The 25,668-nt window shown below is 63.7% G+C and carries 22 protein-coding genes, 2 tRNA genes and 1 other RNA gene; 9 read left to right on the top strand and 16 right to left on the bottom strand.

Features of this window, described 5'->3' with window-relative positions; all coding sequences use genetic code 11:
- Positions 1 to 34: 34 nt before the first annotated feature.
- Complete coding sequence (locus tag EG850_RS01180; protein ID WP_124969009.1) at positions 35 to 814, bottom strand: SDR family NAD(P)-dependent oxidoreductase; 780 nt, start codon at positions 812 to 814, stop codon at positions 35 to 37.
- A gap of 126 nt (positions 815 to 940) precedes the next feature.
- On the opposite strand from EG850_RS01180, the gene EG850_RS01185 reads away from it, so the two are divergent.
- The 4 genes from EG850_RS01185 (at position 941) to EG850_RS01200 (ending at position 6,967) form a co-directional block, all read left to right on the top strand.
- Positions 941 to 1,017, top strand: a tRNA-Ile gene (locus EG850_RS01185).
- Positions 1,018 to 1,123: 106 nt separating this feature from the next.
- Positions 1,124 to 3,142 carry a Rib/alpha-like domain-containing protein gene (locus EG850_RS01190; RefSeq protein ID WP_124969011.1) on the top strand — a complete coding sequence of 673 codons (2,019 nt, stop codon included), beginning with the start codon at positions 1,124 to 1,126 and terminating at the stop codon, positions 3,140 to 3,142.
- 396 nt (positions 3,143 to 3,538) lie between these two features.
- On the top strand, positions 3,539 to 6,097 hold the full coding sequence (gene glgP / locus EG850_RS01195) for an alpha-glucan family phosphorylase (protein ID WP_124969013.1): 2,559 nt from the start codon (positions 3,539 to 3,541) through the stop codon (positions 6,095 to 6,097).
- A gap of 366 nt (positions 6,098 to 6,463) precedes the next feature.
- On the top strand, positions 6,464 to 6,967 hold the full coding sequence (locus tag EG850_RS01200; RefSeq protein WP_124969015.1) for a DUF3145 domain-containing protein: 504 nt from the start codon (positions 6,464 to 6,466) through the stop codon (positions 6,965 to 6,967).
- Between the two features lie 192 nt (positions 6,968 to 7,159).
- Here EG850_RS01200 and EG850_RS01205 read toward each other — a convergent pair whose 3' ends face one another.
- The 6 genes from EG850_RS01205 to aceE all read right to left on the bottom strand — a co-directional run bounded on the left by EG850_RS01205 (position 7,160) and on the right by aceE (position 14,941).
- On the bottom strand, positions 7,160 to 8,416 hold the full coding sequence (locus EG850_RS01205) for a beta-ketoacyl-[acyl-carrier-protein] synthase family protein (protein ID WP_124969017.1): 1,257 nt from the start codon (positions 8,414 to 8,416) through the stop codon (positions 7,160 to 7,162).
- A gap of 86 nt (positions 8,417 to 8,502) precedes the next feature.
- Positions 8,503 to 8,754, bottom strand: a complete 252-nt coding sequence (locus EG850_RS01210; RefSeq protein WP_124969019.1) for an acyl carrier protein — start codon at positions 8,752 to 8,754, stop codon at positions 8,503 to 8,505.
- A gap of 94 nt (positions 8,755 to 8,848) precedes the next feature.
- On the bottom strand, positions 8,849 to 9,856 hold the full coding sequence (locus EG850_RS01215; RefSeq protein ID WP_124969022.1) for a beta-ketoacyl-ACP synthase III: 1,008 nt from the start codon (positions 9,854 to 9,856) through the stop codon (positions 8,849 to 8,851).
- Between the two features lie 25 nt (positions 9,857 to 9,881).
- Positions 9,882 to 10,808: an ACP S-malonyltransferase gene (locus EG850_RS01220; protein WP_124969024.1), complete on the bottom strand. Its 927-nt coding sequence runs from the start codon at positions 10,806 to 10,808 to the stop codon at positions 9,882 to 9,884.
- Between the two features lie 90 nt (positions 10,809 to 10,898).
- Entirely contained in the window at positions 10,899 to 12,113 is a 1,215-nt protein-coding gene (locus EG850_RS01225) for a PucR family transcriptional regulator (RefSeq protein ID WP_124969026.1), read from the bottom strand.
- 98 nt (positions 12,114 to 12,211) lie between these two features.
- The gene (gene aceE / locus EG850_RS01230; RefSeq protein WP_124969028.1) at positions 12,212 to 14,941 is read right to left on the bottom strand and encodes a pyruvate dehydrogenase (acetyl-transferring), homodimeric type; all 2,730 of its coding nucleotides are present in this window, start codon (positions 14,939 to 14,941) and stop codon (positions 12,212 to 12,214) included.
- Between the two features lie 200 nt (positions 14,942 to 15,141).
- On the opposite strand from aceE, the gene EG850_RS01235 reads away from it, so the two are divergent.
- Together EG850_RS01235 and EG850_RS01240 are read left to right on the top strand one after the other, a co-directional pair.
- Complete coding sequence (locus EG850_RS01235) at positions 15,142 to 15,657, top strand: redoxin domain-containing protein (RefSeq protein ID WP_185714887.1); 516 nt, start codon at positions 15,142 to 15,144, stop codon at positions 15,655 to 15,657.
- A gap of 13 nt (positions 15,658 to 15,670) precedes the next feature.
- Positions 15,671 to 15,743, top strand: a tRNA-Val gene (locus EG850_RS01240).
- An 83-nt stretch (positions 15,744 to 15,826) separates the two neighbouring features.
- Here the strand turns inward: EG850_RS01240 and EG850_RS01245 are convergent.
- The 8 genes from EG850_RS01245 to EG850_RS01270 all read right to left on the bottom strand — a co-directional run bounded on the left by EG850_RS01245 (position 15,827) and on the right by EG850_RS01270 (position 21,921).
- Positions 15,827 to 16,336 (bottom strand): hypothetical protein, encoded by a 510-nt coding sequence (locus EG850_RS01245; RefSeq protein ID WP_124969032.1) that lies wholly within the window; start codon positions 16,334 to 16,336, stop codon positions 15,827 to 15,829.
- A 182-nt stretch (positions 16,337 to 16,518) separates the two neighbouring features.
- Positions 16,519 to 17,628 (bottom strand): hypothetical protein, encoded by a 1,110-nt coding sequence (locus EG850_RS01250; RefSeq protein ID WP_124969034.1) that lies wholly within the window; start codon positions 17,626 to 17,628, stop codon positions 16,519 to 16,521.
- Between the two features lie 148 nt (positions 17,629 to 17,776).
- A complete protein-coding gene (locus EG850_RS13365) occupies positions 17,777 to 18,772 on the bottom strand; it encodes an MFS transporter (RefSeq protein ID WP_214609483.1) in 996 nt (331 codons plus the stop codon).
- Positions 18,730 to 19,029 (bottom strand): MFS transporter, encoded by a 300-nt coding sequence (locus tag EG850_RS13615; protein WP_268878145.1) that lies wholly within the window; start codon positions 19,027 to 19,029, stop codon positions 18,730 to 18,732. Before EG850_RS13615 ends, EG850_RS13365 begins: the two co-directional genes overlap by 43 nt.
- Positions 19,005 to 19,427 (bottom strand): MFS transporter, encoded by a 423-nt coding sequence (locus EG850_RS13620; protein ID WP_214609485.1) that lies wholly within the window; start codon positions 19,425 to 19,427, stop codon positions 19,005 to 19,007. The genes EG850_RS13615 and EG850_RS13620 overlap by 25 nt, the downstream gene beginning before the upstream one ends.
- Before the next feature lie 8 nt (positions 19,428 to 19,435).
- Complete coding sequence (locus EG850_RS01260) at positions 19,436 to 20,611, bottom strand: amidohydrolase (RefSeq protein WP_328588365.1); 1,176 nt, start codon at positions 20,609 to 20,611, stop codon at positions 19,436 to 19,438.
- Positions 20,612 to 20,870: 259 nt separating this feature from the next.
- A complete protein-coding gene (locus tag EG850_RS01265; protein ID WP_124969036.1) occupies positions 20,871 to 21,395 on the bottom strand; it encodes an adenine phosphoribosyltransferase in 525 nt (174 codons plus the stop codon).
- 16 nt (positions 21,396 to 21,411) lie between these two features.
- Positions 21,412 to 21,921 (bottom strand): PH domain-containing protein, encoded by a 510-nt coding sequence (locus EG850_RS01270; protein WP_124969038.1) that lies wholly within the window; start codon positions 21,919 to 21,921, stop codon positions 21,412 to 21,414.
- Positions 21,922 to 21,993: 72 nt separating this feature from the next.
- Between EG850_RS01270 and EG850_RS01275 the strand changes: the two genes are divergently transcribed.
- From EG850_RS01275 to rnpB, 3 genes are all read left to right on the top strand, one after another.
- Positions 21,994 to 22,845 carry a Nif3-like dinuclear metal center hexameric protein gene (locus EG850_RS01275; RefSeq protein ID WP_124969040.1) on the top strand — a complete coding sequence of 284 codons (852 nt, stop codon included), beginning with the start codon at positions 21,994 to 21,996 and terminating at the stop codon, positions 22,843 to 22,845.
- Positions 22,846 to 22,861: 16 nt separating this feature from the next.
- Positions 22,862 to 23,602, top strand: coding sequence for a zinc ribbon domain-containing protein (locus tag EG850_RS01280; RefSeq protein ID WP_124969042.1), 741 nt, complete (start codon positions 22,862 to 22,864; stop codon positions 23,600 to 23,602).
- Between the two features lie 50 nt (positions 23,603 to 23,652).
- Positions 23,653 to 24,000: RNase P RNA component class A (gene rnpB / locus EG850_RS01285), an RNA gene on the top strand.
- 43 nt (positions 24,001 to 24,043) lie between these two features.
- Here rnpB and EG850_RS01290 read toward each other — a convergent pair.
- On the bottom strand, positions 24,044 to 25,642 hold the full coding sequence (locus tag EG850_RS01290) for an MFS transporter (RefSeq protein ID WP_124969044.1): 1,599 nt from the start codon (positions 25,640 to 25,642) through the stop codon (positions 24,044 to 24,046).
- Between the last annotated feature and the right edge of the window lie 26 nt (positions 25,643 to 25,668).

Below are 25,668 nucleotides of genomic sequence, written 5' to 3' on the forward strand. Positions count from 1 at the left end.
TCCAATTGGATGCGGGCCCCTCTCGTGCGCGGAACTAGCGGTTGATGTAACCGCCGTCGATCTGCAGGCAGGTGCCATGCACATACGACGAGGCGTCGGAGGCGAGCCACATGCTGCCCTGTGCGATCTCGTCAGCCTGCGCGAAGCGGCCAAGGGTCGAGAGCTGCTGCGCGTAAGCCTCGGGGTCGAAGTTGAAGCGCTCAAGCGCGTCGCGGAGCATTGGTGTGTCGACGGCGCCAGGGGCGACCGCGTTCACGCGGATACCTTCCGTGCCGACCTCGACCGCAGCGGTCTTGGTGAGTCCGAGCACCGCGTGCTTCGCCGAGTTGTAGGCGGCGGTGTACGGCTGCGGACGGAAGCCCGAGACCGACGAGATGTTGATTATCGAGCCGCCCTTGCCCTGGGCCTGCATCTGGCGAATCTGGTACTTGAGGCCGAGCGCGACGCCCTTGACGTCAACGGCCATGATGCCGTCCCACACGTTCGCGTCGAAGTCGGCGATGGGAGCCTGATCGGGAGCGCGGGCGGCGTTGTTCACGGCAACGTTGAGTTCGCCATACGTGTCGACGGCAAACTTCACCATTGCCTCGACCTCGGCTTCGTTCGAGACGTCGACGTGCACGAAGGATGCTTCGCCACCGTTCGCCTTGATTTCTTCGGTGACCTTCTGGCCGAGTTCGTCGTTAAAGTCAGCAACGACGACCTTGGCACCAGCGGATGCGAAGAGCTTGGCGGTTGCCTCGCCCATGCCCATAGCCGCGCCGGTGACAATGGCGACCTTGCCTTCGAGAACGGGGAACGTCTGGTTGGTCATGCTTCCTCCTGCGTTGGGTGAGGACCGCACAGATGCGCGGCGTTCATCCATCTTCTGAAACGAAAGCGACCAAAGCCTGCGTGCGAGCGGAACCGCGGCGGTCAAGCCGGTAGCATGTCGCTGTTCGGGGCGGTAGCTCAGCAGGTCAGAGCAGTGGACTCATAATCCATCGGTCACGGGTTCAAGTCCCGTCCGCCCTACCAAGATGTGGACGCCGTCAAACGTGCAATTCGTTTTCATGCAAACTAGGCTCTCTCGGGTGGTCGTGTTCGGTCCGTTTGCTTGGGTCGATCTATCTGATGGGGTCCCTTGAAGGAAAAGAAGTTTTCGCGCCGCCGCGCGATGCGAGCAAGGGTCAGCGGCCTCGCACTCGCGTTGTTTGCCGGCATCCTGCCCACGGCGCTGGCAGGCTCGGCCGTGGCGCAGACGGCAAGTGCGTATGTCGACTCAAAGGGCAACCCCGTCACGATCGAGCAGCTCCGCCAGGCTGGCAACGACACCGTTGCCTTCTTGTACGAGGGTGCCGCTGCCGATGTGCCGCGCCCGGCAGACATGGACATCTGGCCCTCGGGCGATGTCTACGACAGCTTCAACATTCAGCCGGTCACGCCGATCGCCGACGGTGAAGTTGGCATGTGTGCCGTGACCATGATGGGGCAATCACAGGGCTTCAACATCGTGCGCACGTCGCCGACGGCGGTTGGTAGCTACCGCGACGTCACCCGCGACTTCGCGCAAACCACACCCCTCGTCGCTCAGACGCGCTACGACCAGCAGCCCCAGTTCGACAACGGCTACATGCTGACTCGCCCGGCAACAACGGCCGATGCGGCTGACGCGCTCACTGAATCGGGTCGCGTGCAGGTCGTCGGCGCCGACGCTGGATACTTCACCCTCGCCATGGACGGCTGGGGCGACCACTACTACGTCAACGCCGCCATCGGCGAGATGAACCAGAGCTCGCGACTGCGCATCGCCACGGCCGAAGACGTGAACAACTTCCGCTTGGTGCTCCGCCTTGACTCGGTCACCGACGTCGACCACTCGGTCACCGCAATGAACAACTGGACCGGTTGGTGGGCTCCCGGCTACACGCAGGCCCCGAGCGCGAACTTCACGGTCACGTACGAGGTCTCGAACGGCGTCACCTACGCCATCGTCGAAGCCACGACGATCCCGGCCGACACCTGGGCAACCATTACCTTCCACGGGCGCGTGCCAGCTGACGCATACGTGGCGGGCGGCCAACTCTTCTCGTGGTCGGCAGCGACCGCAAGCTTCCCGAACCTCGGATGCGAAATGCCAACACCGCGCTGGGACGAGACCTCGCACTTCCCGGGCGCCTCAGTGAGCCTGCCGAATGTCGGCGATGTCATCCCGCAGGGCACGACTCCCGCCGAGACCACCGTCACCGCTGCCAGCATCGATTGGGCGACGACCACCGGTACGACCACCGGCGAGGTCTCCATCGACGCGGCCACCGGCGTACTCACGACCGAAGTTCCCGCGGATGCGGTCCCGGGCACTTACACCGTGCCGGTCACGATCACCTACGGTGACGGTACCTCGCAGATTGTCGACGTCATCATCAACGTTCTCCCCGTTGCCGCCTACTTGGATACGACGGTGAACCAGGGTGAAACCGCGACCGTTGCGGCGCCGCTCGACCAGGCGGGCAACGCCATGCCCGAGGGCACGACCTACGCACCCGGAACCGATGTTCCCGCCTGGGCAACGGTCAACGCCGACGGCACCATCACTGTGTCGCCCGACGCCACCGTTCCCGCCGATGTCTACGAGGTCCCGGTCGTCGTGACGTTGCCAAGTGGCGAGGTCACGACCGTCATCGCCAAGGTCACTGTCGTCAACCCGAATGCTCCCGCGTACGAGAATGGCACGGTCAAGCAGAGCGAAACCATCACCATTCCAACCCCGGCGAACCCTGATGGTTCGGCGCCGCCGGAGGGCACCACGTATGCTCCTGGCGACAACGTGCCGAGCTGGGTCGCTGTGAACGAAGACGGCACGCTCACCGCGTCGCCCGGAACCGATGTCGCCCCCGGCGACTACTCGGTGAACGTCCTTGTCAACTACCCGGATGGCAGCACCGCCACGATCACCGCAGTGATCACTGTGGTGGCGCCCGTTCCGCCGGTAGGCACCGACCCGGCAACGACTGCTTCGGTTGCCCCCGCCGCTGGAGGCTCAAGCCTTGCGAGTACCGGTGCCGATGCATCCGGTCTCGTCTGGTTCGCTGCCCCGATCGCCTTCGCCGGCGCTGCGCTGCTGTTCACCGCACGCCGACGTGGTCAGCGTGACCACAACTAGCGCTCGATAACGCCACATCACCGGGCCGGTCATTCAATTGAATGGCCGGCTCGCGGTGTTTCCACCAGCTCGCGGGGCGGACATTCCAGCGCGTGACAAGTCAGTTCGACTTCATCTCGAGCGCTAGATCTTCGTGCGTGCGTTACTCGACGAGACGTGATGTTGGACGAGAGGTTCTGGGATGGCCCACCACATACTTGTGCCCGAAGCGACCGCAACTTCGGGCGCCGCGCATCTGCATGGTCGGGCGCAAAGGCTGAACGTTCAACGTCGCTGGCCGAGGCATCGTCGCTGGCAATGAAATCCCTTCGGCGGCCCATCGAATTCGGCAACGCCTGGCGCCACACCTAGCCCCGCGCGTCAACTGATGTTTACTTAGTTGGCTAGGCTGGCGGGGTGAAGGCATTTGATTCTCTTAACGTGCAGACCATCCTCCCTGAAGCGTTGCGCCCGCTCGAGGTGATCTCGAAGAACCTTCGGTGGTCTTGGCGCCCCGAGTCGGAGCGACTGTTCCGGTCGATCGACGACCACCTGTGGCGTGAAACCGGCCACAACCCGGTGGTTCTCCTCAAGCGCATTTCGGCCTCGCGTGCCGAAGAACTCGCAAACGACGCCGAGTTCCTCCACCGGATGCAGCAGGAGGTCGAAGAGCTCGAGACCTACCTTGCCCTCGACCGCTGGTACGAGAAGCAGACCCGCGGCACCGAAGATGCTGACACGATCGTCGCCTACTTCTCGATGGAGTTCGGCATCGCCCAGTCGCTGCCCATCTACTCGGGTGGTCTCGGCGTGCTCTCGGGCGACCACATGAAGTCGGCCTCCGACCTCGGCGCCCCGATCATCGGTATCGGCCTTCTCTACACTTACGGCTACTTCTCGCAGACGCTCTCGCGCGAAGGCTGGCAGCAGGAGCGCTACACGCAGCACGCACCCGAAGACCTCGCCGTCACTCCGGTGCTTGACAAGACTGGCGAGCAGCTCCACGTGAGCGTCACCTTCCCGGGTGACCGCGAAGTTCAGATTGCGGTGTGGAAGGCACAGGTCGGCAACGCGCCGCTGCTGCTGCTCGACACGAACATCCCGGCGAACGACGAAGACATGCGTTCGATCACCGACCGTCTCTACGGTGGCGACGCCGAGCACCGCATCAAGCAGGAGCTCGTCCTCGGTGTTGGTGGCGTTCGCGCCGTCCAGGCCTACTGCGAGATCGAGGGCCTCAGCCAGCCCGACGTTTACCACATGAACGAAGGCCACGCTGGTTTCTCGGGCACCGAGCGCATCGGCCAGCTGATCCGCCAGGGCGAGACCTTTGAGACCGCCCTCGCGGTCGTGCGTGCCTCGACCATCTTTACCACGCACACCCCCGTGCCGGCCGGTATCGACCGATTCGACATGAACCTTGCGGCCCGCTACCTGCAGGCCGACGAGCAGGGCTTGAGCAAGCTCGCCCCCGGCGTGCCGGTAGCTCGCGTCATGGAACTCGGCGCCGAAGACGACCTCTCGCGCTTCAATATGGCCCACCTGGGTCTGCGTTCGGCACAGTATGCGAACGGTGTCGCGAAGTTGCACGGCAAGGTCTCGCGCGGCATGTTCCGCGACCTCTACCCGAACTTCGACCAGCGCGAAGTGCCGATCACCTCGATCACCAACGGTGTCCACATCCCCACCTGGACCCGTGGCCCGATCAAGTCGGTCGTCGCGGCTATGTCGGGCGGCCGCGACCTCGCCACCGCAAACCACTGGCGCGAGGCTGACGCAGTCGGTTCCCCCGAACTCTGGCGCATTCGCAATGAACTGCGCAGCGACCTCATCACCCGGGCGCGCCGCCTGGTGCGTCAGTCGTGGGTGGCCCGCGGTGCGCAAGAAGCCGAGCTCGGCTGGACCAACAACATCCTCGATGACAAGGTGCTCACCGTCGGTTTCGCCCGTCGAGTCTCCACCTACAAGCGCCTCACGCTCATGCTCCAGAACCCCGAGCGTCTGCGTCGCATTCTTACGAACCCTGACCGTCCGGTGCAGTTCATCATCGCCGGGAAGGCGCACCCGGCCGATATGGGCGGCAAGCAGCTCCTTCAGGAACTCGTGCGCTTCGCCGATGAGGCGGGCGTGCGCGACCGCATCATCTTCCTGCCCGACTACGACGTGACGATCGCGAAGTTCCTCGTGGCCGGCTCTGACATCTGGCTCAACAACCCGATTCGTCCGCAGGAAGCCTCGGGTACTTCGGGCATGAAGGCCGTCATGAACGGCTGCCTCACGCTGTCGATCTCTGACGGCTGGTGGGATGAGTTCCGCGACGACACCGTCGGCTGGACCATTCCCGAGGCTGTCACCAACGATGAGCGTCAGCGTGACCTGCTCGAATCGGAGGCGCTCTACGACCTCCTCGAGCACGAGATCGCACCGCTGTTCTACGACCGCGACGAGCAGGGCATCCCGCAAGACTGGGTGTCGAAGGTTCGCCGTTCGATGTCGATCGTCGGCCCGCAGGTGAGCGCCGAACGCATGGTGCGCGACTACTGCACCGAGCTTTACATGCCGGCCGGCCGCTCAGCTCGCGCCGCACTGAACGAGGGCGCCGCGCGCGAGTTCGCTGAGTGGCAGCAGAAGGTGCGTGCATCCTGGCCGCTCGTTGTCGTGCACGATGTGCGCAACGAGACCGCATCGCCCGTCGCCGGTGGCAACGTCGAGATCACCGCGAAGGTGAGCCTCGGCGACCTCGAGGCGAAGGATGTCAAGGTCGAGGCGATCATCGGTCGCGTCGACGAGGCGGGCAACCTGGTTGCCCCGCGTTCGGTCGAGATGGCACTCAACGGTTGGGACGACGACCGCTGGGGCGCCTCAATTGAGATCGACGACCCGGGCAACTTCGGTTACACCGTGCGTGCGGTGCCGAAGCATGCGCTACTGCGCTCGCCTGCGGAAATGGGCCTCGTGCAGCTGCCTCGCAAGTAGGGTTCACAGCTAGATAGGGATGCGGTCTCGGGCAGTTGGCTCGGGACCGCATCGCTCTTCCGTGGCCGCGTACCAATCTGTGCCACACACGAGCTCATCTCCCGCTGAGAGGGTACATAGCGCCCTGTGAGGCACAGATTCGTACAGGGAGGGTGGCGGCTGGATGAGTTTCGCCGTCAACTACGTCGCTCGCCGAAACACGCCGCGCCGGATGAATCACACCCTTGTCGTTTAGCACTAACGTCAGGCATAATTCCGGTGACGGCATTGATTTGTCGCTAATCGAATAACGCGGTGTCAGCTGAAACTCGCAGTCACGGAATGGTCGTAGGGGAAGACGTACCACCCGTAACACTGGAGGAAATCATGACTGCACCGACCACGCGCGGCGTGCTTTATGTGCACTCCGCGCCACGCGCACTGTGCCAGCACGTTGAATGGGGGCTAGGGCGCGCCATCGGCGTTGCCGCCCACCTGCCGTGGATCGCACAGCCGGTGATTCCTGGCACCGTACGCGCCGAGTACGCCTGGGAAGGCAAGCCCGGCACCGGTGCCGCCATTGCCTCGCAGCTGCGCGGCTGGGAGCACCTGCGCTTCGAGGTGACCGAAGACCCAAGTGAGAACGTCGACGGCGGTCGTTGGATGCACACGCCGGGCCTCGGCATCTTTTTTGCGCAGACGGATGCTGCCGGGAACGTCGTCGTCCCCGAAGACCGAGTGCGATACGCGCTTGAGGTCGCCGGGGGCAACACGACCGAGTTGCACCGCGAACTGCGCCTGGCGCTCGGCCAGGCCTGGGACGAAGAGCTTGAGCCTTTCCGCACCGCGGGCGACGAGAGCCCGGTCGTCTGGATGCACCGGGTCGGCTAATGCTTCGAGTGCCTCAGCACGCGTAAGAGAACACGGCACTGCCCCCGCACCGATTCGGTGCGGGGGCAGTTTCTTGTGTGGTGGGAGTCTCGATACGCTTCGCTACTCGACCAGCCAGGGATGGCCGCTACTCGATCAACCAGACCAATTGGTTGGTCGAGTAGGAGCGTAGCGACGGATCGAGACCACCTACTAGTACTTGCGGATTGCGAGCACCGCGTTGTGGCCACCGAACCCGAACGAGGCCGAGATGGCGAGGTCGCCCTTCTTGAGCTCGATTGGGCGCGGCTCGGTCACGACGTCGAGGCCGATCTCCGGATCCATATTGTCGACGTTGATCGTCGGGGGCAACACGCCCTCGTCGAAGGCCAACGCGGTGAACATCGCCTCAATCGCACCGGCGCCACCGAGCAGGTGGCCGGTCGAGGCCTTCGTGGCGCTCACTGGAATCGAGTCAATGCGCTCGCCGAACACCCGCTTGAACGCGTTGTACTCGGCGATGTCGCCAACTGGAGTCGAAGTAGCGTGCGCATTGATGTGCACGACCTCATCAGGTGCCGCACCAGCCTGCTCAAGGGCGGCCTCAACGGCGCGGGACGCACCGGCGCCCTCGGGTTCGGGGGCGGTGATGTGGTACGCATCCGCGGTCACGCCGCCACCAGCGATTTCGGCGTAGATGTGGGCACCGCGCGCGAGCGCGTGTTCTTCGGTTTCGAGCACGAGTGCCGCAGCACCTTCACCGAGCACGAAGCCATCGCGGTCGACGTCGTAGGGACGTGAGGCGAGCGTCGGTTCGTCATTGCGCGTCGAGAGTGCCTGCATTGCGGCAAAGGCGGCAATCGGCAGCGGGTGCACGGCGGCCTCCGAGCCACCAGCGATCACGACATCGGCCTCACCCGACTGCAGGTGTTCGTAGGCCTGGATGATCGACTCGGTACTTGACGCGCACGCCGACACGGCCGTGCGAATACCCGCGCGCGCTTCAAGATCCATACCGATGGCCGCACCCGGCGCGTTCGGCATGAGCATCGGCACCGTGAGCGGCATGACGCGGCGAGCGCCGCGCTCGCGCAACACATCCCAGGCATTGAGGAGCGACCAGACGCCACCAATGCCGGTGGCCCAGTCAACGAGCAAGCGCTCCGGTGCTACCGTGCTCGTGCCGCCCTCGCCAAAGCCGGCGTCAGCGAACGCTTCGCGACCGGCGATCAGTGCGTACTGGCTCGAGGGGTCGAGGCGCTTGGCCTCGACGCGCGTGAGGTGGTCAAAGGGGTCGGCTGCGACCGTGGCCGCGAACTTTACCGGGAGCTCGTTCTCGGCGAACACACCCTCTCGCTTGAGGGGCTTGGCGCCGGATTCACCGCGCAGCAGGGCCTCCCAAGTGTCGCGAGCAGTGGCCGCGAGCGGCGAGAAGGCGCCGATGCCGGTAATGACGATCTTTTTGGTCATAGACGGAGTCTCATTCATGGTCGGTCACAAGTGGGTACAACTGGCGTCGGTGGGCGGGAGCAAACGCATCCCGCCCACCGAATCGACTACGCCTCCTGGGCGCCGTCGATGAAGTCGACCGCGTCCTGCACGGTCTTGAGGTTCTCGACCTCAGCGTCGGGGATCTTTACGTCGAACTTCTCCTCGGCGTTGACGACAATCGTCATCATCGAGATCGAGTCGATGTCGAGGTCGTCGGTGAACGACTTGTCCGCGGTAACCGTGTCAGCGGCGATACCCGTCTCCTCGTTCACGAGCTCGGCGAGGCCGGCGAGAATCTCATCCTTCGAAAATGCCATTTGATACTCCTTGTTTGGTTGTGACCGTTGCCCAGTGTATTAGTGCGCGGGTCGGGTTCGTTGATGGGGCTATGAGCGCGCCGCGGATGCGGAGCTACGGAAGGCGCACGACCTGCGCCGCGTAGGCGAGGCCGGCACCAAAGCCGATCTGGAGGGCAAGACCGCCCGAGCACTCCGGGTGTTCCTTGAGCAGGCGGTGGGTGGCGAGTGGAATAGACGCGGCCGAGGTGTTGCCGGTGTCCTCAATATCGCGGGCAATGACGACGTGTTCGGGCACGCCGAGTTGCTTTGCGAACTCGTCGATGATGCGCATGTTCGCCTGGTGCGGGATGAACGCGCTCAGGTCTTCGGCGGTAATTCCGGCCTTGTCGAGCGCTTCGCGAGCGACCTTGGCCATCTCCCACACGGCCCAGCGGAAGACCGCTTTGCCGTCCTGGCGCAGTGTCGGCCATTCGACCTCACCACGACGGTACTCCTGGAGCTCGTGGTTCATTGCCACGGCATCCCACTTGCCGCCGTCAGAGCCGACGATCGACTCGGCGATGCCCGGCTCATCGGCCGGGCCAACGACTGCTGCGCCGGCACCGTCGCCGAGGAGGAACGAGATCGAACGGTCGGTTGGGTCGACGATGTCTGAGAGCTTCTCGGCGCCGATCACGAGCACATACTCGGCAACGCCCGCGCGGATGAGGGCATCGGCCTGCGCGATCGCATAGCAGTAGCCCGCGCATCCGGCAGAAATGTCGTAGGCGGCAGCGGGGGAGGCGCCGACGGCCTCGCATACGCGAGTGGCGGCGGCCGGAGTCTGCACCATATTCGTGATGGTCGCGAGAATCACGGCGCCAATGCGCTGCGGCTCGATTCCGGCTTCAGCGATTGCCTCATTCGCGGCAATCGTGGCCATGTCGACAATGTTCTTGCCGCCGTGCTCACGGGCGCGGGTGACGATGCCGGTGCGCTGGCGAATCCACTCGTCGCTCGAGTCAATCGGGCCGGCGAGCTCGTCGTTCGTCACGAGTTTGTCGCCACGATAGGCGCCAAGGCCGTGGATGCGCGTGTACTTTGCGCCAATTGCCTGCTGCAGGGTAGGGGAGGCAGTCATGCGGTTCCTTTCGAAGGTGCTGACGCTAGTTTGCCGAGTCGAAGAGCGCTACGGCGGCATCCAAGTCGTTCGGCGCGTTGAGGTTGATGAGCTCGGTGCCGCGCATCGCACGCTTGGCGAGCCCGGTGAGCGTGCCCGCAGGAGCGGCCTCGATGAGCCCGGTGACGCCGGACTCGACGAAGTTCGCCATGCAGCGGTCCCAGCGCACGGGGCGATTGACCTGGTCGACGAGCAACTGACGGTAGTCGGCGCCGCTCGTCACTGCGGTGCCGTCGAAGTTGGTGAGGATGGGTCGCACCGGGTCGCTCACCGCGAATTCATCGGCGGATGCAGCGAGCGCGTCGTGCGCGTCGGCCATGTAGCGCGTGTGGAATGCGCCGGCGACCTTGAGGGGGATGACTCGGGTGCCAGCGACTGGCTCGGCCTTGAGCGCTTCGAGGGCGTCTGGTTCACCAGCGGCCACGATCTGACCGGCGCCGTTGTAGTTGGCGGGTTCCAGCGCAAGCTCGGTGAGTCGGGCCACAACGTCGGCCTCGTCGCCGCCAATGACGGCAGACATGCTCGTCGTGTGCTTGGCCGCATCCTCGGCCATCAGGTTCGCGCGACGGGCGACGAAGCGAATGGCGGTCTCGGCGTCGAAGATCCCAGCCGCATACGCCGCCGCGATCTCGCCGACCGAGTGACCCGCGACCGTGACGCCATCGAGACGTTCGCCGAGGCGCTCTGCCAGGGCATCCCACGAAAGGATGCCGGCGGCAACGATGAGCGGCTGGGCGATGGCCGTGTCGCGGATCGTGTCGGCGTCCGACTCGGTGCCGTGGGCGACGAGGTCGACTCCGCTGGCGTCGGCGAGGCGTTCAAGGGTGCTGCGAGATTCGGGTCGCTCCAGCCATTCGGCGAGGAAGCCAGGCTTCTGCGAGCCCTGCCCGGGGAAGGTCACGACGATAGTCATAACTTCCATCTTCGCAGGAACTACGGGTTTTCGTTGGCGCAAATCGCCAGAGAATCCCGCGAATCGTTGTGCGATTGGCTGAGCGCGCGGTTACGGGCGCTTACGCGGCGAGCGCACCGGTCGGCGTGCTTCGGTTCCACCCGAGTCGGCAATGCGGCCGAGAATCAGCGCCGATTGCAAGATGAGCGCTTCGCGGGCACCGGTCGCATCCCAACCAATGACCTCGCTAATGCGCTTCAGCCGGTAGCGCACGGTGTTCGGATGCACGAAGAGCTCGCGCGCGGTCGCTTCGAGCGAGCGACCGTTGTCGAGATAGCACCAAAGCGTCGTGAGGAGATCAGATTGGTGATCGGCGAGGGGTCGATAGACCCGCTGGACGAGGGTCTGGCGGGCGAGGGGATCCCCAGCAAGTGCGCGCTCAGGCAGGAGGTCGTCGGCAAGAATCGGTCGTTCAGCGCGGCGGTAGGCGCCGACAATTGAGAAGCCGGCGAGCGCCGCGCGGGCGCTGCGCGAGGCTTCAACAACCGACGGCACCTCGGGTCCGAGCACGAGTCGGCCTTCGCCGAATCCGGGTTCGAGTTGCCGGGCGATCTCAAGGAACGGCACCGGGTCTTCTTCGGTAGGTTCGTTGGGTTTTGCCCGTCCCACGACGAGCACGAGGCGATTGCCCTGCACTCCGACGAGCAAGTCCGTTTGGTTGTGGCGGGCAGTGCGACGCAGTTGATCAATCTCAAGCACCCGCGGGGTAGTGCCGACGAGTACCGCGACTTCGCCGTGGCCATGCCAGCCGAGCGCTGCCACGCGACTCGGCAACTCAGTGTCGTGCTCGCCCGTAAGAATCGAGTCGACAACGAGCGCCTCGAGGCGCGCATCCCACAAACCGCGCTGTTCGGCGGCGCGCGCATACACGTCAGCAGCCGCGAAGGCAATGTCACGCGAATAGCGCAACACGCCCTCGCGAATCTCTGGGGTCGCCGTTGCGGTGCGTTCTTCGAACACATCGACGACGACGTGGATGAGCTGCAGGGTCTGCTGCAGACTCACCGATCGCAAGAGTTCGCGCGGAGCAGCCGCGAAGACGTCCTTCGCGACCCAGGTTGCCGCATCCGAGTCTTCGAACCAGTCGACGAACGAGGAGATGCCCGATTGCGCGACGAGTCCCACCGCTGAGCGGCGGCCCGGCGGCATCTCGGAGAACCACGGCAGGTGGTCTTCCATGCGCTTGAGCACAGAAGTTGCGAGGTCACCGGTGATGCTACGAAGCCAAGCGACGGTGCGGGACTTTTCGGCGGTGGTATCGGCCATCTAACTTGGGCGGGCGGCGAATGACTGCCGCCCGCCCCTCCTGGTTCTCGTTCGGGTCGCCGAAGCGACCAATTGGATGCGGTGGGTTACTTCAGCGCTTAGGCGTCGCCGCCGGCGCTGCCCGACTCACCCGCACGCGGGTTGTGCAGGTCGTACTTGTCGATCGCCTGCTGGACGACCGCCTGGTCGACCTCGCCGCGGCGGGCAAGCTCGGCGAGCGTGCGCACCACGATCGAGTGCGAGTCGATCTTGTAGAAGCGACGGGCAGCCGCGCGGGTGTCCGAAATGCCGTACCAATCGGCGCCAAGGGTGACGTAGTCGCCCGGCACGAAGGGACGGATCATATCGGGCAGCGAGTGGTTGTAGTCGCTCACGCCGAGGAACACGCCGTTCGAGCCCGAGAGCTTGTCGGTGAGGTACGCCGACTTGCGCTCCTCGTTCGGGTGGGTCCAGTTGTGCTCGTCAGCCTTGAGACCGTCGCGGCGAAGCTCCGACCAGCTGGTGACCGACCAGACGTGCGCGCGCACGCCCCAGTCATCGCGCAGCAATTGCTGGGCGTGCAGTGCCCACGGCACTGCGACACCCGAGGCGAGCACCTGTGCCTCGGGACCCTCGCCAGCCTCGGGAGCCGAAAGGTAGTAAATCCCCTTCACGACACCTTCGACATCGAGGTTCTCGGGCTCGGCCGGCTGCTGCATCGGCTCGTTGTACATCGTGATGTAGTACATGACGTCCGGGTCCGGGTGTTCGCCGCCGTACATCCGCTCGATACCGGCACGCATGATGTGGCCGAGTTCGTACACGTAGCCCGGGTCGTAGGCCACGATGGCCGGGTTCGTGTTCGCGATGATGTGCGAGTGGCCGTCCATGTGCTGCAGGCCTTCACCGGCGAGCGTGGTGCGGCCGGCGGTGGCGCCAATGATGAAGCCGCGGGTCATCTGGTCGGCGGCAGCCCAGAAGCTGTCGCCGGTGCGCTGGAACCCGAACATCGAGTAGAACATGTACACGGGCACCATCAGTTCACCGTGCGTCGAGTACGAGGTACCCGTTGCGGTGAACGCCGAAGTGGCACCGGCTTCGTTGATACCCACGTGCATGAGCTGGCCCTGGGGCGATTCGCGGTAGGCGAGGAGCAGCTCGCGGTCGACGGCCATGTAGTGCTGACCGTGCGGGTTGTAGATCTTCGCAGTCGGGAAGAACGCGTCGAGACCGAAGGTGCGTGCTTCATCCGGGATGATCGGCACGATGCGGCGACCAAACTCACCTGAGCGCATGAGGTCCTTGAGCAGACGCACGAAGCCCATCGTGGTGGCGACTTCTTGGTTGCCCGAGCCCTTACGGGTGATCTCGTAAGTCTTCGGCTCGGGCAGCTCCACCTGGGTGTACTTCGAGCGGCGCTCGGGCACCGAACCGCCGAGTTCGCGACGACGCTCGAGCATGTATTGCAGCGTCGGGTCGTTCTCATCGGGGCGGTAGAACGGCACGTTGTAGATGTCGTCTTCAAGCTGCGCGTCGGTGACCGGGATGTGCAGCAGGTCACGGAACTGCTTGAGGTCTTGCAGCGTGAGCTTCTTCATCTGGTGGGTCGCGTTGCGGCCCTCGAAGTGGGCGCCGAGGCCGTAGCCCTTAATCGTGTGGGCGAGGATGACCGTCGGCTGGCCCTTGTGCTCAGTGGCTGACTTGTAGGCGGCGTAGACCTTCTCGTAGTCGTGGCCACCGCGCTTGAGGCCCCAAATCTGGTCGTCGCTGTAGTTTTCGACGAGCTTGAGGGCTTCGGGGTCACGTGCGAAGAAGTTGTCGCGCACGAACTTGCCCGACTCTGCCTTGTAGGTCTGGAAATCACCGTCGGGGGTGACGTTCATTAGTTTGCGCAGTGCACCGTGGGTGTCGCGGGCGAGCAGGTCGTCCCACTCGCGGCCCCAGATGACCTTGATCACGTGCCAGCCGGCGCCGCGGAAGAACGACTCGAGTTCCTGAATGATCTTGCCGTTACCGCGCACGGGACCGTCGAGACGTTGCAGGTTGCAGTTGACGACAAAGGTGAGGTTGTCGAGTTCGTTGTTCGCGGCGAACTGCAGCTGACCGCGCGACTCCGGCTCGTCCATCTCGCCGTCGCCGAGGAATGCCCACACGTGTGAGCCCGACGCATCCTTGATGCCGCGGTTCGTGAGGTACTTGTTCGTCTGGGCCTGCCAGATCGCGTTCATCGGGCCAAGACCCATCGACACGGTCGGGAACTGCCAGAAGTCCTGCATCAGGCGCGGGTGCGGGTACGACGGGATGCCGTTCGGGGCCTTCGAAGCCTCCTGGCGGAAGCCACGCAGATTGTCTTCGGTGATCTTGCCTTCGAGGAAGGCGCGGGCGTAGTTACCGGGGGAGGCGTGGCCCTGGAAGAAGACCTGGTCTGGTCCCTCGGGGTGGTCGTAGCCCTTGAAGAAGTGGTTGAGGCCAACTTCGTACAGGGTGGCCTGCGAGGCATACGAGGAAATGTGGCCGCCCACCGCGACATCAGCGGTCTGGGCGTTCTGCACCGTCATGGCCGCGTTCCAGCGGATCCAGCGACGGTAGGTGCGCTCGGTCGACTCGTCACCGGGGAACGGTGCCTCGTCTTCGGGAGCAATGGTGTTCACATAGTCGGTGACGGGAACCATCGGGACGCCGAGGTGCCGTTCACGTGAGCGCTCGAGCAGCGAGAGCATTACCTCGCGGCCGCGCTGGTGGCCCCGCTCATCGATAACCGCGTCGAGCGACTCTTTCCATTCCGCAGTTTCTTGCGGATCGGTGTCGACGTAGTCCTCCGAGTACGGATCCTGGATGTTGACAGCCACCGGTGACCTCTTTCGTCAAAGGGCATAAGGATGATTCGGATGCGTGCATCGGGTCTCAATGCAAACGCCTTGTAATACTAGCGATTACGCACAACGATTCTGCCCAGCCTTCGTTCACAGTCGAATGAATGGCACTAATTTAAAGGTCACGTGGCGCAATGTTCAGGGCGTTCTGGCGTGCCGTGGGCGAGGATGGGGCCATGACGAACTCCAAGGTGCTGCCTGCAGATGAATCGCGCACGGCGATGACGCATCGTGGCGATCGTGTGCGCGTGCTCGGTGCCGGCACGCCGCGGCTGGTGGTGTTCGTGCCGGCTGCGTTCACCCCTGTCTGCGCGGGCGAAGTCGGTGAGTTGGCAGCACTTGCCTCGCGCGCTGAGGTGCTCGGCGTGCGTATCTTGGTGGTGTCTTGCGATGCCGCTGCGACGCTTGCTGCCTGGTTGCGCGACGCCGACCCGACCGGGGGAGTGACCGGTGTGTCTGATCACTGGCCGCACGGCGAATTGGCGCGACTCTGCGATGCCTTTGATGAGGATGCTGGGGTCGCTCTCCGGCGCACCTGGGCAATCCGCGCTGACGGTACGCGCAAGCTTGTCGCATCCTCGGCACCAGGCTTGCCGCGAGATGCTGCTGAGCATGCGCGCGGGATCGAGTGGGCGGCCGGAACGCCGACCGAGTCGACCGATGTGTCAGATCTGCGCGTCGAGACCCGCTAGACTCACCTGCCAGGGGCCTTTAGCTCAGTTGGTAGAGCGCCACGTTTACACCGTGGATGTCGTCGGTTCGAGCCCGGCAGGGCCCACTCCTAATTCTCGAACGGACCAGACTATGCAGCGCCCTCACGAGGAACTGCACAGTGACCACGCGGCGCGTCGACCGAGTGGCCTACTCCTGGCAGGAGAATCGGAACTCGAAGGGCACCGGGTTTCCATCAGGATCTTTACCGACGCCCACGGCCACCACATTCGCCGGGTCAAGCGATTCTTCGCTGAGCGGGTCATCGCCGAGCTCAGCCTCCCAGCGCATGACAACGTCTTGCATGTTCAGGCGAAGCGTTGTCTTCGAGATGGCCGTTTCACCCGGAGGCTGGACACCGACCTCGTACGCGACACCGCTGTCGTCCATGGCCTCGATGACGAAAGCACGCTCGCCGGAACGCCCGATCCACTCGAGGTTTGAGTAGTCCTTGTCTCCCACGACGACAGTGAAACCAGATGAGGTTTCTGGTTCAGACTCCGCAGGTGCGGCTGTCGTGGGCTCGGCCGCCGTGGTTTCGGACGTCGTGGCTGCACCCGTGGCATCCGGTGCGGGACTATTTGAATTCGCACCGGCGCATCCGGTGAGCAAGAGCAAGCCGGCCGCAAGCGCCGCAAGACTCAATTTGAAACGGGACATCAGAAGCCTCCGATCAGCATGCACGTCGTTGTACAGGGTTCAAGATTGACACTGGTTGGGGGCACTGTCGATGGCCGTGATGTGTTTGTAGCAATTAGTCTTGGCGGGCTCAGGGATCAGCTCCGGCGTAGATTCGCCGATACGCGATGGCGATAGCTCGTACTCGCCCGTGCCTGCCGGGACTAGGCGCAACGGCCGCTGTGCACGGCGTGTGCCATCTCGTCGGTGCTGGCATCCATCCAATAGTCACTCGACGAGTCACTGGGCTGCAGCAGCTCATACGAGGCACCGAGGTAGAGCACCGCGTAGGAGTTCGTCAGGCCCTCGTAGCGTTCCTGCCCAGCGATCGGCGGAGCGGTGCTGTCGCACTTGTCGAAGATGATCATGTGCGCGATTTCGTGGCGAATAGTGTCGAGGTAGCGCGGCTCGCTGAGGTAGGCCGGATAGTGGTCAGGAACATCCATCGGGATGTAGATCACTGATGGAGTGGCTGAACAGAACGCCCCCACCGAGTCGACGTAGTTCTTGCCGCGAGTGCAGTGCTGCCCCATTTCGGCGTAGCTGTAGTTCACGGTCATATTGAATGACGCAGCGATCGATTCGCCCTCCTCGCGGAAGTCGCCGTCGCTACCAGGGTCGTACGGCACACTCTTTGAGAACTCGTACGCATCCATGGGAGCCTTTGGCTCGGGTAGCGGTGCCGTTGACGTGTTGTTTGCAGGATTGTCCCCGTTGCCCACAAACACCGTGCCGTCAGACTGTGTGACTTCGATGTGCGGAACTGTCAGGTCTTCTCCCGCGAGCAATTGACGCTCGAGCTCGTTGAGGTAGGTGATCTTGCCATCGAGGAGGTCGTCGGCCTCATCCGCGATCGTGCCGCCATACAGGCCAAAACGTACGGCGCCGCGGATGTCAGCGAGCACAAGTCGGAAGGTGTTCACGTAAACACTGCCGACAGCCTGGCCGTCTGGAAGCATCGCGTAGATTTCGCCGCTGCGGATAGCAGGGTCGTAGGTGTCCCAGAGTCGGTTGAGCAGTTCCTCGAACTCGGGCCCGCGCGGACGCTGCCGCCAATCAATCGGCTCAGATGCAGCTGAGGTCGAGGTCGTGTTCGCCGGGTAGGTCGTGTCGGGAATCGAAGTGCGGACTGCATTCGCGAAGATTCCGATTCCGCCGAACACCAACACCAGGATGACGACGAGCACGACCAGCGCGAGACAACCGCATCCGGCGAAGATCAATGCGACCGGGCCGCATGACTTGCGCTTGTACTCGTGTTCGGGATAGAACATCTCGCTCCTTATCGACGACCAGAATCTCAATCCTCGCTGATCGACAAGGCGTCGGCAGTCCGTCGGGGGCCGTATTTTCGCGGATGCGTCAAGCAGCGAAGAGGGCGCCCCGGCCGATGCCGGAGCGCCCTCAATTGCAATGGTCGTGCTATTTCTTGCCGAGTGCCTGCTGTGCGAGGCGCTGCAGTTCGTCGACGGGGAGCTCGCGCAGCTGCTCGAGCACCTGCGTCTTCGACTCCTCGTCTGGCGTGAGCTGCGGCTTCGGGTCGGCGGTAGCTTCGACCTTGCCCTTGTCGCGGCTGCCGCCGCCCTTCGGCACGGTCATCACGATCGAGAGGATCGCGAGCACCGCGAAGAGCATGTTCACACCGATCGCGACCATGCCGGCGAGGCGAATCGCCACGTTGTCGGTGCGACCGGTCCAGTCGATGACGTTGCCGATCGCCTGCGCGTCGGCCTGCGAGAGTCCGGTAAACACCGCGAGCGAGATCGCGGCACCGATGGCACCACCGAGCGACGAAGCCATCTTGTAGATACCCGAACCCGAACCTGCCTGGTCTGCAGGCAAGTTGCTCAGCGCGGCATCGGTCGACGGGGTCGCATAGAACGCAAGACCGAGGCCGAAGAGCGAGTAGGCAATGATCGCGAGGATGACGTACTCACCGATGAGCAGGTGCGTGAGCATGAGCAACACACACGAAGCGATGACGATGAGGTTTGCCCAGATCATGGGCTTGCGCGGGCCGAAGCGTTGCAGCAGTTTCTCACCAATGCGGATGAACGCAATGATGAAGACCGCGTAGCCGAGGGTAAGCAGCCCCGCATCCCAAGGCGTGTAGTTCGTGCCATCGGCCTTGAACCCGGCAATCTGGATGAGCTGCTGCGACACCATCATGAGGCCGATGGTGGCGTTGACAAGGAAGTTCGAGATCGTCGCACCGGTGAAGGTCGTGTTCTTGAACAGGCCGAAGTCGATGAAGGGGTTTGCCTGCTTCTTCTCCCACATCACAAATGCGACGTAGGCGACGATTGCCACGATCGCCAGGATGATGATGGTCGGGCTGAGCCAGCCCAGGCGCGAACCGAACAGCAGCACGATCATCAAGCCCAGGGTGCTGACGATGAACAGGATGAGGCCAAGCACGTCGAACGGCTTCTTCTCACCCTTCTGCTCGACCTTCGATTCGGGGTGCCAATGATCATGAGGAACGAGATCACCGAGATGACGATCGAGGCCATGAAGATGCCTCGCCAGCCGAAGCTAGTGAACTGCACGACCGCACCGCCAAAGATGGCGGCGAGGCCAGAGCCACCCCACGAGCCGATCGACCACATCGATACGGCGCGCTGGCGGTCCTTACCGTCCCAGTAGGTCTTCACCAGGGCCATGGTGGCCGGCATGATGCACGCGGCCGAAAGACCCTGGATGGCGCGGCCCACAAGCAGCAGGGGGGGGGAAGTGCGGCGGGGCCGGCGGCGAAGATGAGCAGCAGCGAACCGACGACACCGAGGATGAGGCCGAGGAGCGTGATCTTCACACGGCCGATGCGGTCGGCGAGACCACCCATGAACACAATGAACAGACCCGAGAAGAGTGCCGTGATCGACACCGCGAAGTTCATCGAGGCGGCGTCAACGAAGTTACCGTCGGCACCGTTGATGTCGTTCATCACATTCGGGGCGATCGTGCCGACGGTGCCAGCAAAGAGCCAGAATGTTACGACACCGAGCACGATGCCCCAGAGGAGCTTTTCGTTGCCCTTGAATCCGATCGATTTGTCGGGAATTGCAGTAGTCATCATTTCTTCTATTCCGCCTTACCGAGGTAGGCCAGGACGCCGGCGACCGCAGCTTCGGTGCCGGTGCGCAGCGCAGGCTGCATGGCCGGACCGAAGCCCGGGTTGTGGTTCGGGAACACCTGCTGGTCGGCGGTGAAGCCGCCGAAGCCCCAGTAGGCGTAGGGGATGCCGAAGGCGCGCGGAACGTTACTGAAGTCTTCCGATGCGGTGATCGGGGCGAGCTGCTTCACGCGGTCAGCACCGAAGTAGTCGACGAACGCGGCGGTGACCTTATCGTTCACGTCAGCGTCGTTGTCGGTGAGTGGGTACGACTCAAACTGTTCGATCTCGGCGGGCTGCGGCGAGGCGGATGCTTCGCATTCGGCGTTCACGATGCGCTCGATCGCGGCGAGAATCTGTTCGCGCACGTCAGTGTCGTAGGCGCGGACGTTCACGAGGAGGGTCGCTCGGTCGGGGATGATGTTTGCTTTGCTGCCTGCCTGGAGGCTCCCGACGGTGACCACACCGAAGTCGCTCGGTGCGATCTCACGCGCGACGATGCCCTGCAGGCGCGTCACAATCGAGGCGGCGAGCACGACCGGGTCAACGCCCAGGTGCGGCATCGAACCGTGACTTCCCTTGCCAAAGACCGTGATCTTGAGCGATGCGGCAGTCGAGAGCATGGGGCCAGCGGTGGTACCGACTTCGCCGGCCGCGGGCACGGTGAGCACATGCTGGCCGAGCGCCACGTCGGGCTTCGGAATCTTGTTCACCAGGCCGTCGTCAACCATTGCCTGGGCGCCGCCACCAGTTTCTTCAGCGGGCTGGAAGAGGGCGATGTAGGTGCCGCTCCACGCATCCTTGTTCTCGGCGAGCAGGTTCGCGGCGCCAAGGCCCGCGACGATGTGCATATCGTGACCGCAGGCGTGCATGAACGGAACGGTGTTGCCCTCAGCGTCTACGCCAGTCTTGGTCGAGGCGTAGGGGAGGCCGGTGTTTTCTTTGACGGGGAGCGCGTCGATATCGGCGCGGAACAGGACCGTGGGGCCCTCGCCGTTCTCAAGCACTCCCACAACGCCGCCGCCGATCTGCTGCGTGGCGTAACCGTAGGAGTCGAGTCGGCGCGTGATCTCTGCGGCGGTCTCGACCTCCTGGAAGGAGAGTTCGGGGTTTTGTGCAGGTGCTTGTACAGCTCTTTCTGCCACTCAGTGATGCCGTCGAGACCCTGGAGGACCTCATCGATCTTGGACATTTGTACTCCTGTCGTTGCAGGTGAACATGACCGGGTCGGGGCCCCGCGAGCGAGTAGCTCGGTCCGCTTCGAAGTCTATTCCCAATCATTTACTGAACGCCAGTTCAGTTATTCGGAAAGCGCATGAGGTGACCAGGGATTTTGTGGAAAAGGTTAACGGGCTCCCAGGTTAGGGAGCCCGTTACGCATCGTCCAGGATGGTCGGTTCGGCACTAGCGATCTGCGAATACGGTGTGCGTCGAAAGCGATTTGAGCTTTGATCGTCCACCAAGAGATTCAATTTCGAGCAGCACGCTTACGCCCGCCGGTGTGGCACCGATGCGCTTGACGAGTTCGATCGCCGCCGCCAGCGTGCCGCCGGTGGCGAGTACATCGTCAATCAACAGCACTCGACTGCCGGGTGCGATATCGCTTTGGATCTCGAGTGTCGCCGTACCGTATTCGAGCGAGTAATCGACCGCTTCACTCGGTCTCGGTAGCTTGCCAGCCTTGCGGATGGGAACGAGACCGACACCGGCCGCGATTGCGGCGCACCCCGCGAGTAGGAACCCGCGCGCTTCAACGCCGGCAACCACGTCAAACTCGCCCGCGAACGGCGAAATGAGCTCGGTCGTCACCGTACGCAGCGCATCCGCGTCAGCGAGCAACGGCAGAATGTCCCGGAAGAGTACGCCGGGCGTCGGGTAGTCGGGAATGCTCGCGATGAGCGCTTCGGCTCGGGCAAGTGACTCGGTCACGGGTTCTCCTCGAGGCTCAGGACTGCTGACGGCTGTCCAAGGTAAACAGCAACTCGGTCATCGTGACGTGCACCTGCTCCACCCGCGGTATGTCATCGAGATGCAGGGGCACCTCGGCCGAGGTCTGCAAGATGAGTGTGCCGCATCCCCAAATTCGATCGAGTAATGAGCGGTCGTACGAGACGTTCGAAATGCGGGCGAGCGGAATGTCGTGGCCCTTCTTGTTGAGAATGCCGGTGCGAGTAATGATGCGGCGATCGGTGATCGTGAACGTCGAGGTGACCCAGCGCAGCCACGGCACGATCGACACCGGAATGATGAGCAACACCGCGACGACCCAGATGCTGATGGTGACTGCGGTACGCGCAGTTTCGGGGACGAGCGGCACGAGCATGAGTGTGCCGACGACCGCCGCGGCGAGGATGAAAACCCCGAGCGCGAGCCAGCCGATGATGCGCTTGATGTGCGTACGCAGGTGAAAGATGACCTGCTCGTCGTTACCGAGGAACTTGCGGGGGAGAGCCATGACTCCATTGTGGTGCCTGCGCGTCAAGTGACGCATCAGCCGTTGCGACGAGGCCCCCGGTACGCTGACGATATGACGACGTTGCGCGAATTGCAGGCCACGATTGAGGCGCTCTTCCCTGAGCGCGGCGCAGAATCTTGGGATGCGATCGGCACGGTAACCGGCGACCCCGACGCCACAGTGACGAAGATGCTCCTTGCCGTTGACCCGGTTGCGAGCACTGTCGATGAGGCCCTTGAGTGGGGTGCAGATCTCCTCTTTACGCATCACCCGCTGCTCCTTCGTGGCGTGACCTCGGTTGCCGAAGACACCTACAAAGGTCGCCTTATTGCCCGCCTCATTCGCGGCGGCTGCGCTCTGCATGCCGCCCATACGAATGCAGATGTGGTTGAGTCCGGGCCAACCGGCGTCATCTTCGACCGGCTCGGCATTCCCGCGGGACCGCAGGCACGCACCCCAATCAAACCGCTCCCCGATGACCCCGCTCGCGGAATTGGATTGGTGGGCGAACTTCCCGAGGCGATCACGCTCGGTGAATTCGCAACGCTCGTGGCGCAGATCTTTCCACCCACCTCGCAGGGCGTGCGCGTGGCTGGTGACTCGAACCAAATCGTCAAGAAGGTGGCGTGCTGTTCCGGTTCGGGCGATTCGCTACTCAGCCATCCGGCAGTGACCGGCGCTGATGTGTACCTCACGAGCGACCTCCGCCACCATCCGGCCTCGGAGGCGCGAGAGCAAGCGCTCCTCAACGATGGCAAACCCGCGCTCGTTGATATTGCGCACTCGGTCGGCGAGTCGCTGTGGCTTGAAGGTGCGGCGACGCAACTGCGGGCAGCGCATCCCGATGTTGAAGTGCGCGTGTCAACCCACAGCACAGATCCTTGGGATGCTGTCATCCCCTCGTTCCTGCCCGATGAAGCCTGAGTTCGGAGGCCCACAGATGCACGCACACCCCAATGAGCAATTGCAATTGCTCGAACTCGCCCAGCTCGACGCTGACCACCAGCGGCTTCAGCACGTCGCCAAGAACATGCCCGAACAGCAGCACCTCGTGCAGATCGAAGAGGATCGTCGCGTGAAGCGTGCGGCTGCGGCCGCGGCGCTCGGGGCACTCGAGGATGCGCAAGCCGAACTCCACCGCATCCAGAACGACGCGAAGCTCGTCACCGAACGCCGCGCGATTGACGAGCAACGGCTTTCGACGGCGACGAGCACGAAAGATATCGCGGCCCTCGACACCGAATTGCAGGCGCTCGCGCGCCGGTTTAGCGAACTCGAAGACCGCGAGCTTGGGCAACTCGACGAGGTTGAGCGACTCACCGGTGAACACGATGTCGCCCGCGACGCGATGACCGAAATCGAAGCGCTCGCCGCCGACCTCCTCGAGCGCCGCGAACTTGCCCGCAACCACCTGCGCGACGAGGCGAAGCAATTGCATGAGCGCCGGCAGAGTGTGGTGGCGAGCATCCCGGTTGAACTCGTGACCCTCTACGAGCAGCGACGCGCCGCCGGCGGTGTTGGTGCGGCAGAGCTTGTTGGCACCGTCTCGAGCGCGACAAACGAAGTGCTCGACCCGGCCGAACTCACGCGCATTCGCGCACTGGCGCCGGATGAACTTGCCTTTTGCCCGGTGTCGGGTGCGATTCTCGTGCGCACGGCGAGGTCGTCGCTCCCCGGCTAGAGTGCCGCCAAAGTAGACCGGTCGACACGCGTAGACTGGTCGACACGAGTTGGGTCGGCCAGGCGGTCGCGTGCCGCGTGAGCGGTCCGAGGAACGTCCGGGCTCCACAGAGCAGGACGGTGGGTAACGCCCACCCGGGGTAACCCGCGAGAAAGTGCCACAGAAAGCAAACCGCCCGCAAGGGTAAGGGTGAAAGGGTGCGGTAAGAGCGCACCGGTCGGCTGGTGACAGTCGTCGCACGGTAAACCTCGTCCGGAGCAAGGCCAACAGGGAATGATGACGCTGCTCGTCGAGTTCCCGGGTGTGCTGCTAGAGCGGCGCGGTAACGCGTCGCCGAGAAAGATGGCCGCCACGGATGCACATCCGTACAGAACCCGGCGTATCGGCCGACCCGCTCGTCACAGTCCGCCGCGTGCTGACGCACTCCGGATGCACGGAGGCTTACCTCTTGCGCGCTGAAGTCCGCGAGATGTTCCCGAGCGACGAGGTCGCGATCAGGGCGATTGTCAGCGCGCCGACCGAAGCGAATGCCGCGGCGCGGGTCCCGGCGGCGAAGGCTTCGGTCGCGGCCGCATAGTCGTCCGGTGCCCGCTGTTCAAGCGAAGGAATGACGGCACCGGCCGAATCGGTCACGCTCTGAACGATGGGTGTCGCTTGCTCGGGCGGCACCCCATGGTCGGTCAAAGCATTGCTCAGGTTTGTGCCGGTGAGGCCAAACAGGAGCGAGCCGAGAATTGCGATGCCGAGCGCGGAACCAAGCTGGCGCGCGGTGGATTGTGTACCCGATGCTTCACCGCTGAGCTCGCGCGGGACATCGGCGAGGATCGTGCCGGTGAGTTGCGCAGTGGCAAAGCCCACGCCGACACCGTAGAGCCCGAGGCCAATAGTGATCGGCCACCACGGTGTTTCGGTGCCGACCGAGAGCGCGACCACGAGTAGGCCCGCGATTTCAAGGGCGAGGCCGAGGCGCACAATCGCTACGGCCGGCATCCGCTGACTTAGCGAAGTGACGGCACCTGACGCGATGAATGAACCTATGGCGAGCGGGAGGAGCGCAAGCCCGGCCTGCAGCGCGTCGTATCCGAGCACGTTCTGTAGCCACAGCGGCAAGGTGAGGATGATGCCGAACTCGCCGAGCGAGACCAGCATCGCAACGACATTGCCATTGCGGAAGGAGGGGATGCCAAACAGTGACAGGGTGAGCAGGTTCGGTTTGCCGGCTCGGGTGCGGCGCACCGAGCGCGCGAGGAACAGCGTGAGCGCAAGGGCGGCGACGGCAAAGGCAATCGGCACAGGTGAGAGGGCAAAGGTCCAGTCGAGGCCAAACATCGAGAACGGTCGTTCGAGCATCCACCAGCCATAGGTGCGCCCTTCAATGAGCCCGAAGACGAGGCCAGCCATCGCTACCGTCGAGATACCCGCCCCGACAAGATCGAGACGCCCGCCGCGTTCACTTCGCGTTTCGGGCACCCAGGCGAGCACGGCAGCGATCACGAGGAGCACGAGCGGCGGGTTGATGAGGAAGGCCCAATGCCACGAAAACGCGGTCGTCAGCCAACCGCCGAGGAGCGGGCCGAGTGCCGACATGCCGCCGATCATGCCGCCCCAGACGGCAAAGGCAATAGCGCGGTCGCGGCCGGTGAAGTTGGCGTTGATCAGCGACAGGGTCGTTGGCAAGATCATCGCACCACCGATGCCCTGGAGCACTCGCCAGGCGATCATGACGTTGCCATCGGTCGACAGCGAGATGCCGATACTCGCAATGGCGAACAGGATGAGGCCGAGCACGAGCAGCCGTCGCCGCCCGAAGCGGTCAGCGATGGCGCCGAACACGAGCAGCATCGAGGCAAACATGAGCGTGTACGACTCCTGCACCCACTGCAATTGAGAGCTCGACAGCCCGAGGTCGGTCACGATCGACGGCATGGCGACGGCGACAATCGTGCCGTCGACCACGATGAGCGAGACCGAAAGTGCAATCGCGATAAGCCCAAGCCAGCGGGTGCGGGCGCTCGTGGTGGGCACTGATTCTGTGGTCATGCGATCAGTGTCCTCCTGCGAGCACC

The sequence above is a fragment of the Gulosibacter macacae genome (genome assembly GCF_003865375.1).
In the GTDB taxonomy this organism is placed as follows: Bacteria; Actinomycetota; Actinomycetes; order Actinomycetales; family Microbacteriaceae; genus Gulosibacter; species Gulosibacter macacae.

What these genes read in the sequence shown, in the direction of transcription:
- EG850_RS01245 (WP_124969032.1), bottom strand. Translation starts at nt 16,336, where the DNA reads ATGTCCCGTTTCAAATTGAGTCTTGCGGCGCTTGCGGCCGGCTTGCTC.
- EG850_RS01250 (WP_124969034.1), bottom strand. Translation starts at nt 17,628, where the DNA reads ATGTTCTATCCCGAACACGAGTACAAGCGCAAGTCATGCGGCCCGGTC.
- EG850_RS01220 (WP_124969024.1), bottom strand. Translation starts at nt 10,808, where the DNA reads ATGACTATCGTCGTGACCTTCCCCGGGCAGGGCTCGCAGAAGCCTGGC.
- EG850_RS01225 (WP_124969026.1), bottom strand. Translation starts at nt 12,113, where the DNA reads ATGGCCGATACCACCGCCGAAAAGTCCCGCACCGTCGCTTGGCTTCGT.
- EG850_RS01275 (WP_124969040.1), top strand. Translation starts at nt 21,994, where the DNA reads ATGACGACGTTGCGCGAATTGCAGGCCACGATTGAGGCGCTCTTCCCT.
- EG850_RS01290 (WP_124969044.1), bottom strand. Translation starts at nt 25,642, where the DNA reads ATGACCACAGAATCAGTGCCCACCACGAGCGCCCGCACCCGCTGGCTT.
- EG850_RS13620 (WP_214609485.1), bottom strand. Translation starts at nt 19,427, where the DNA reads ATGACTACTGCAATTCCCGACAAATCGATCGGATTCAAGGGCAACGAA.
- EG850_RS13615 (WP_268878145.1), bottom strand. Translation starts at nt 19,029, where the DNA reads ATGCCGGCCACCATGGCCCTGGTGAAGACCTACTGGGACGGTAAGGAC.
- EG850_RS01200 (WP_124969015.1), top strand. Translation starts at nt 6,464, where the DNA reads ATGACTGCACCGACCACGCGCGGCGTGCTTTATGTGCACTCCGCGCCA.
- EG850_RS01205 (WP_124969017.1), bottom strand. Translation starts at nt 8,416, where the DNA reads ATGACCAAAAAGATCGTCATTACCGGCATCGGCGCCTTCTCGCCGCTC.
- EG850_RS01210 (WP_124969019.1), bottom strand. Translation starts at nt 8,754, where the DNA reads ATGGCATTTTCGAAGGATGAGATTCTCGCCGGCCTCGCCGAGCTCGTG.
- EG850_RS01270 (WP_124969038.1), bottom strand. Translation starts at nt 21,921, where the DNA reads ATGGCTCTCCCCCGCAAGTTCCTCGGTAACGACGAGCAGGTCATCTTT.
- EG850_RS01280 (WP_124969042.1), top strand. Translation starts at nt 22,862, where the DNA reads ATGCACGCACACCCCAATGAGCAATTGCAATTGCTCGAACTCGCCCAG.
- EG850_RS01235 (WP_185714887.1), top strand. Translation starts at nt 15,142, where the DNA reads ATGACGAACTCCAAGGTGCTGCCTGCAGATGAATCGCGCACGGCGATG.
- EG850_RS01180 (WP_124969009.1), bottom strand. Translation starts at nt 814, where the DNA reads ATGACCAACCAGACGTTCCCCGTTCTCGAAGGCAAGGTCGCCATTGTC.
- EG850_RS01215 (WP_124969022.1), bottom strand. Translation starts at nt 9,856, where the DNA reads ATGACTGCCTCCCCTACCCTGCAGCAGGCAATTGGCGCAAAGTACACG.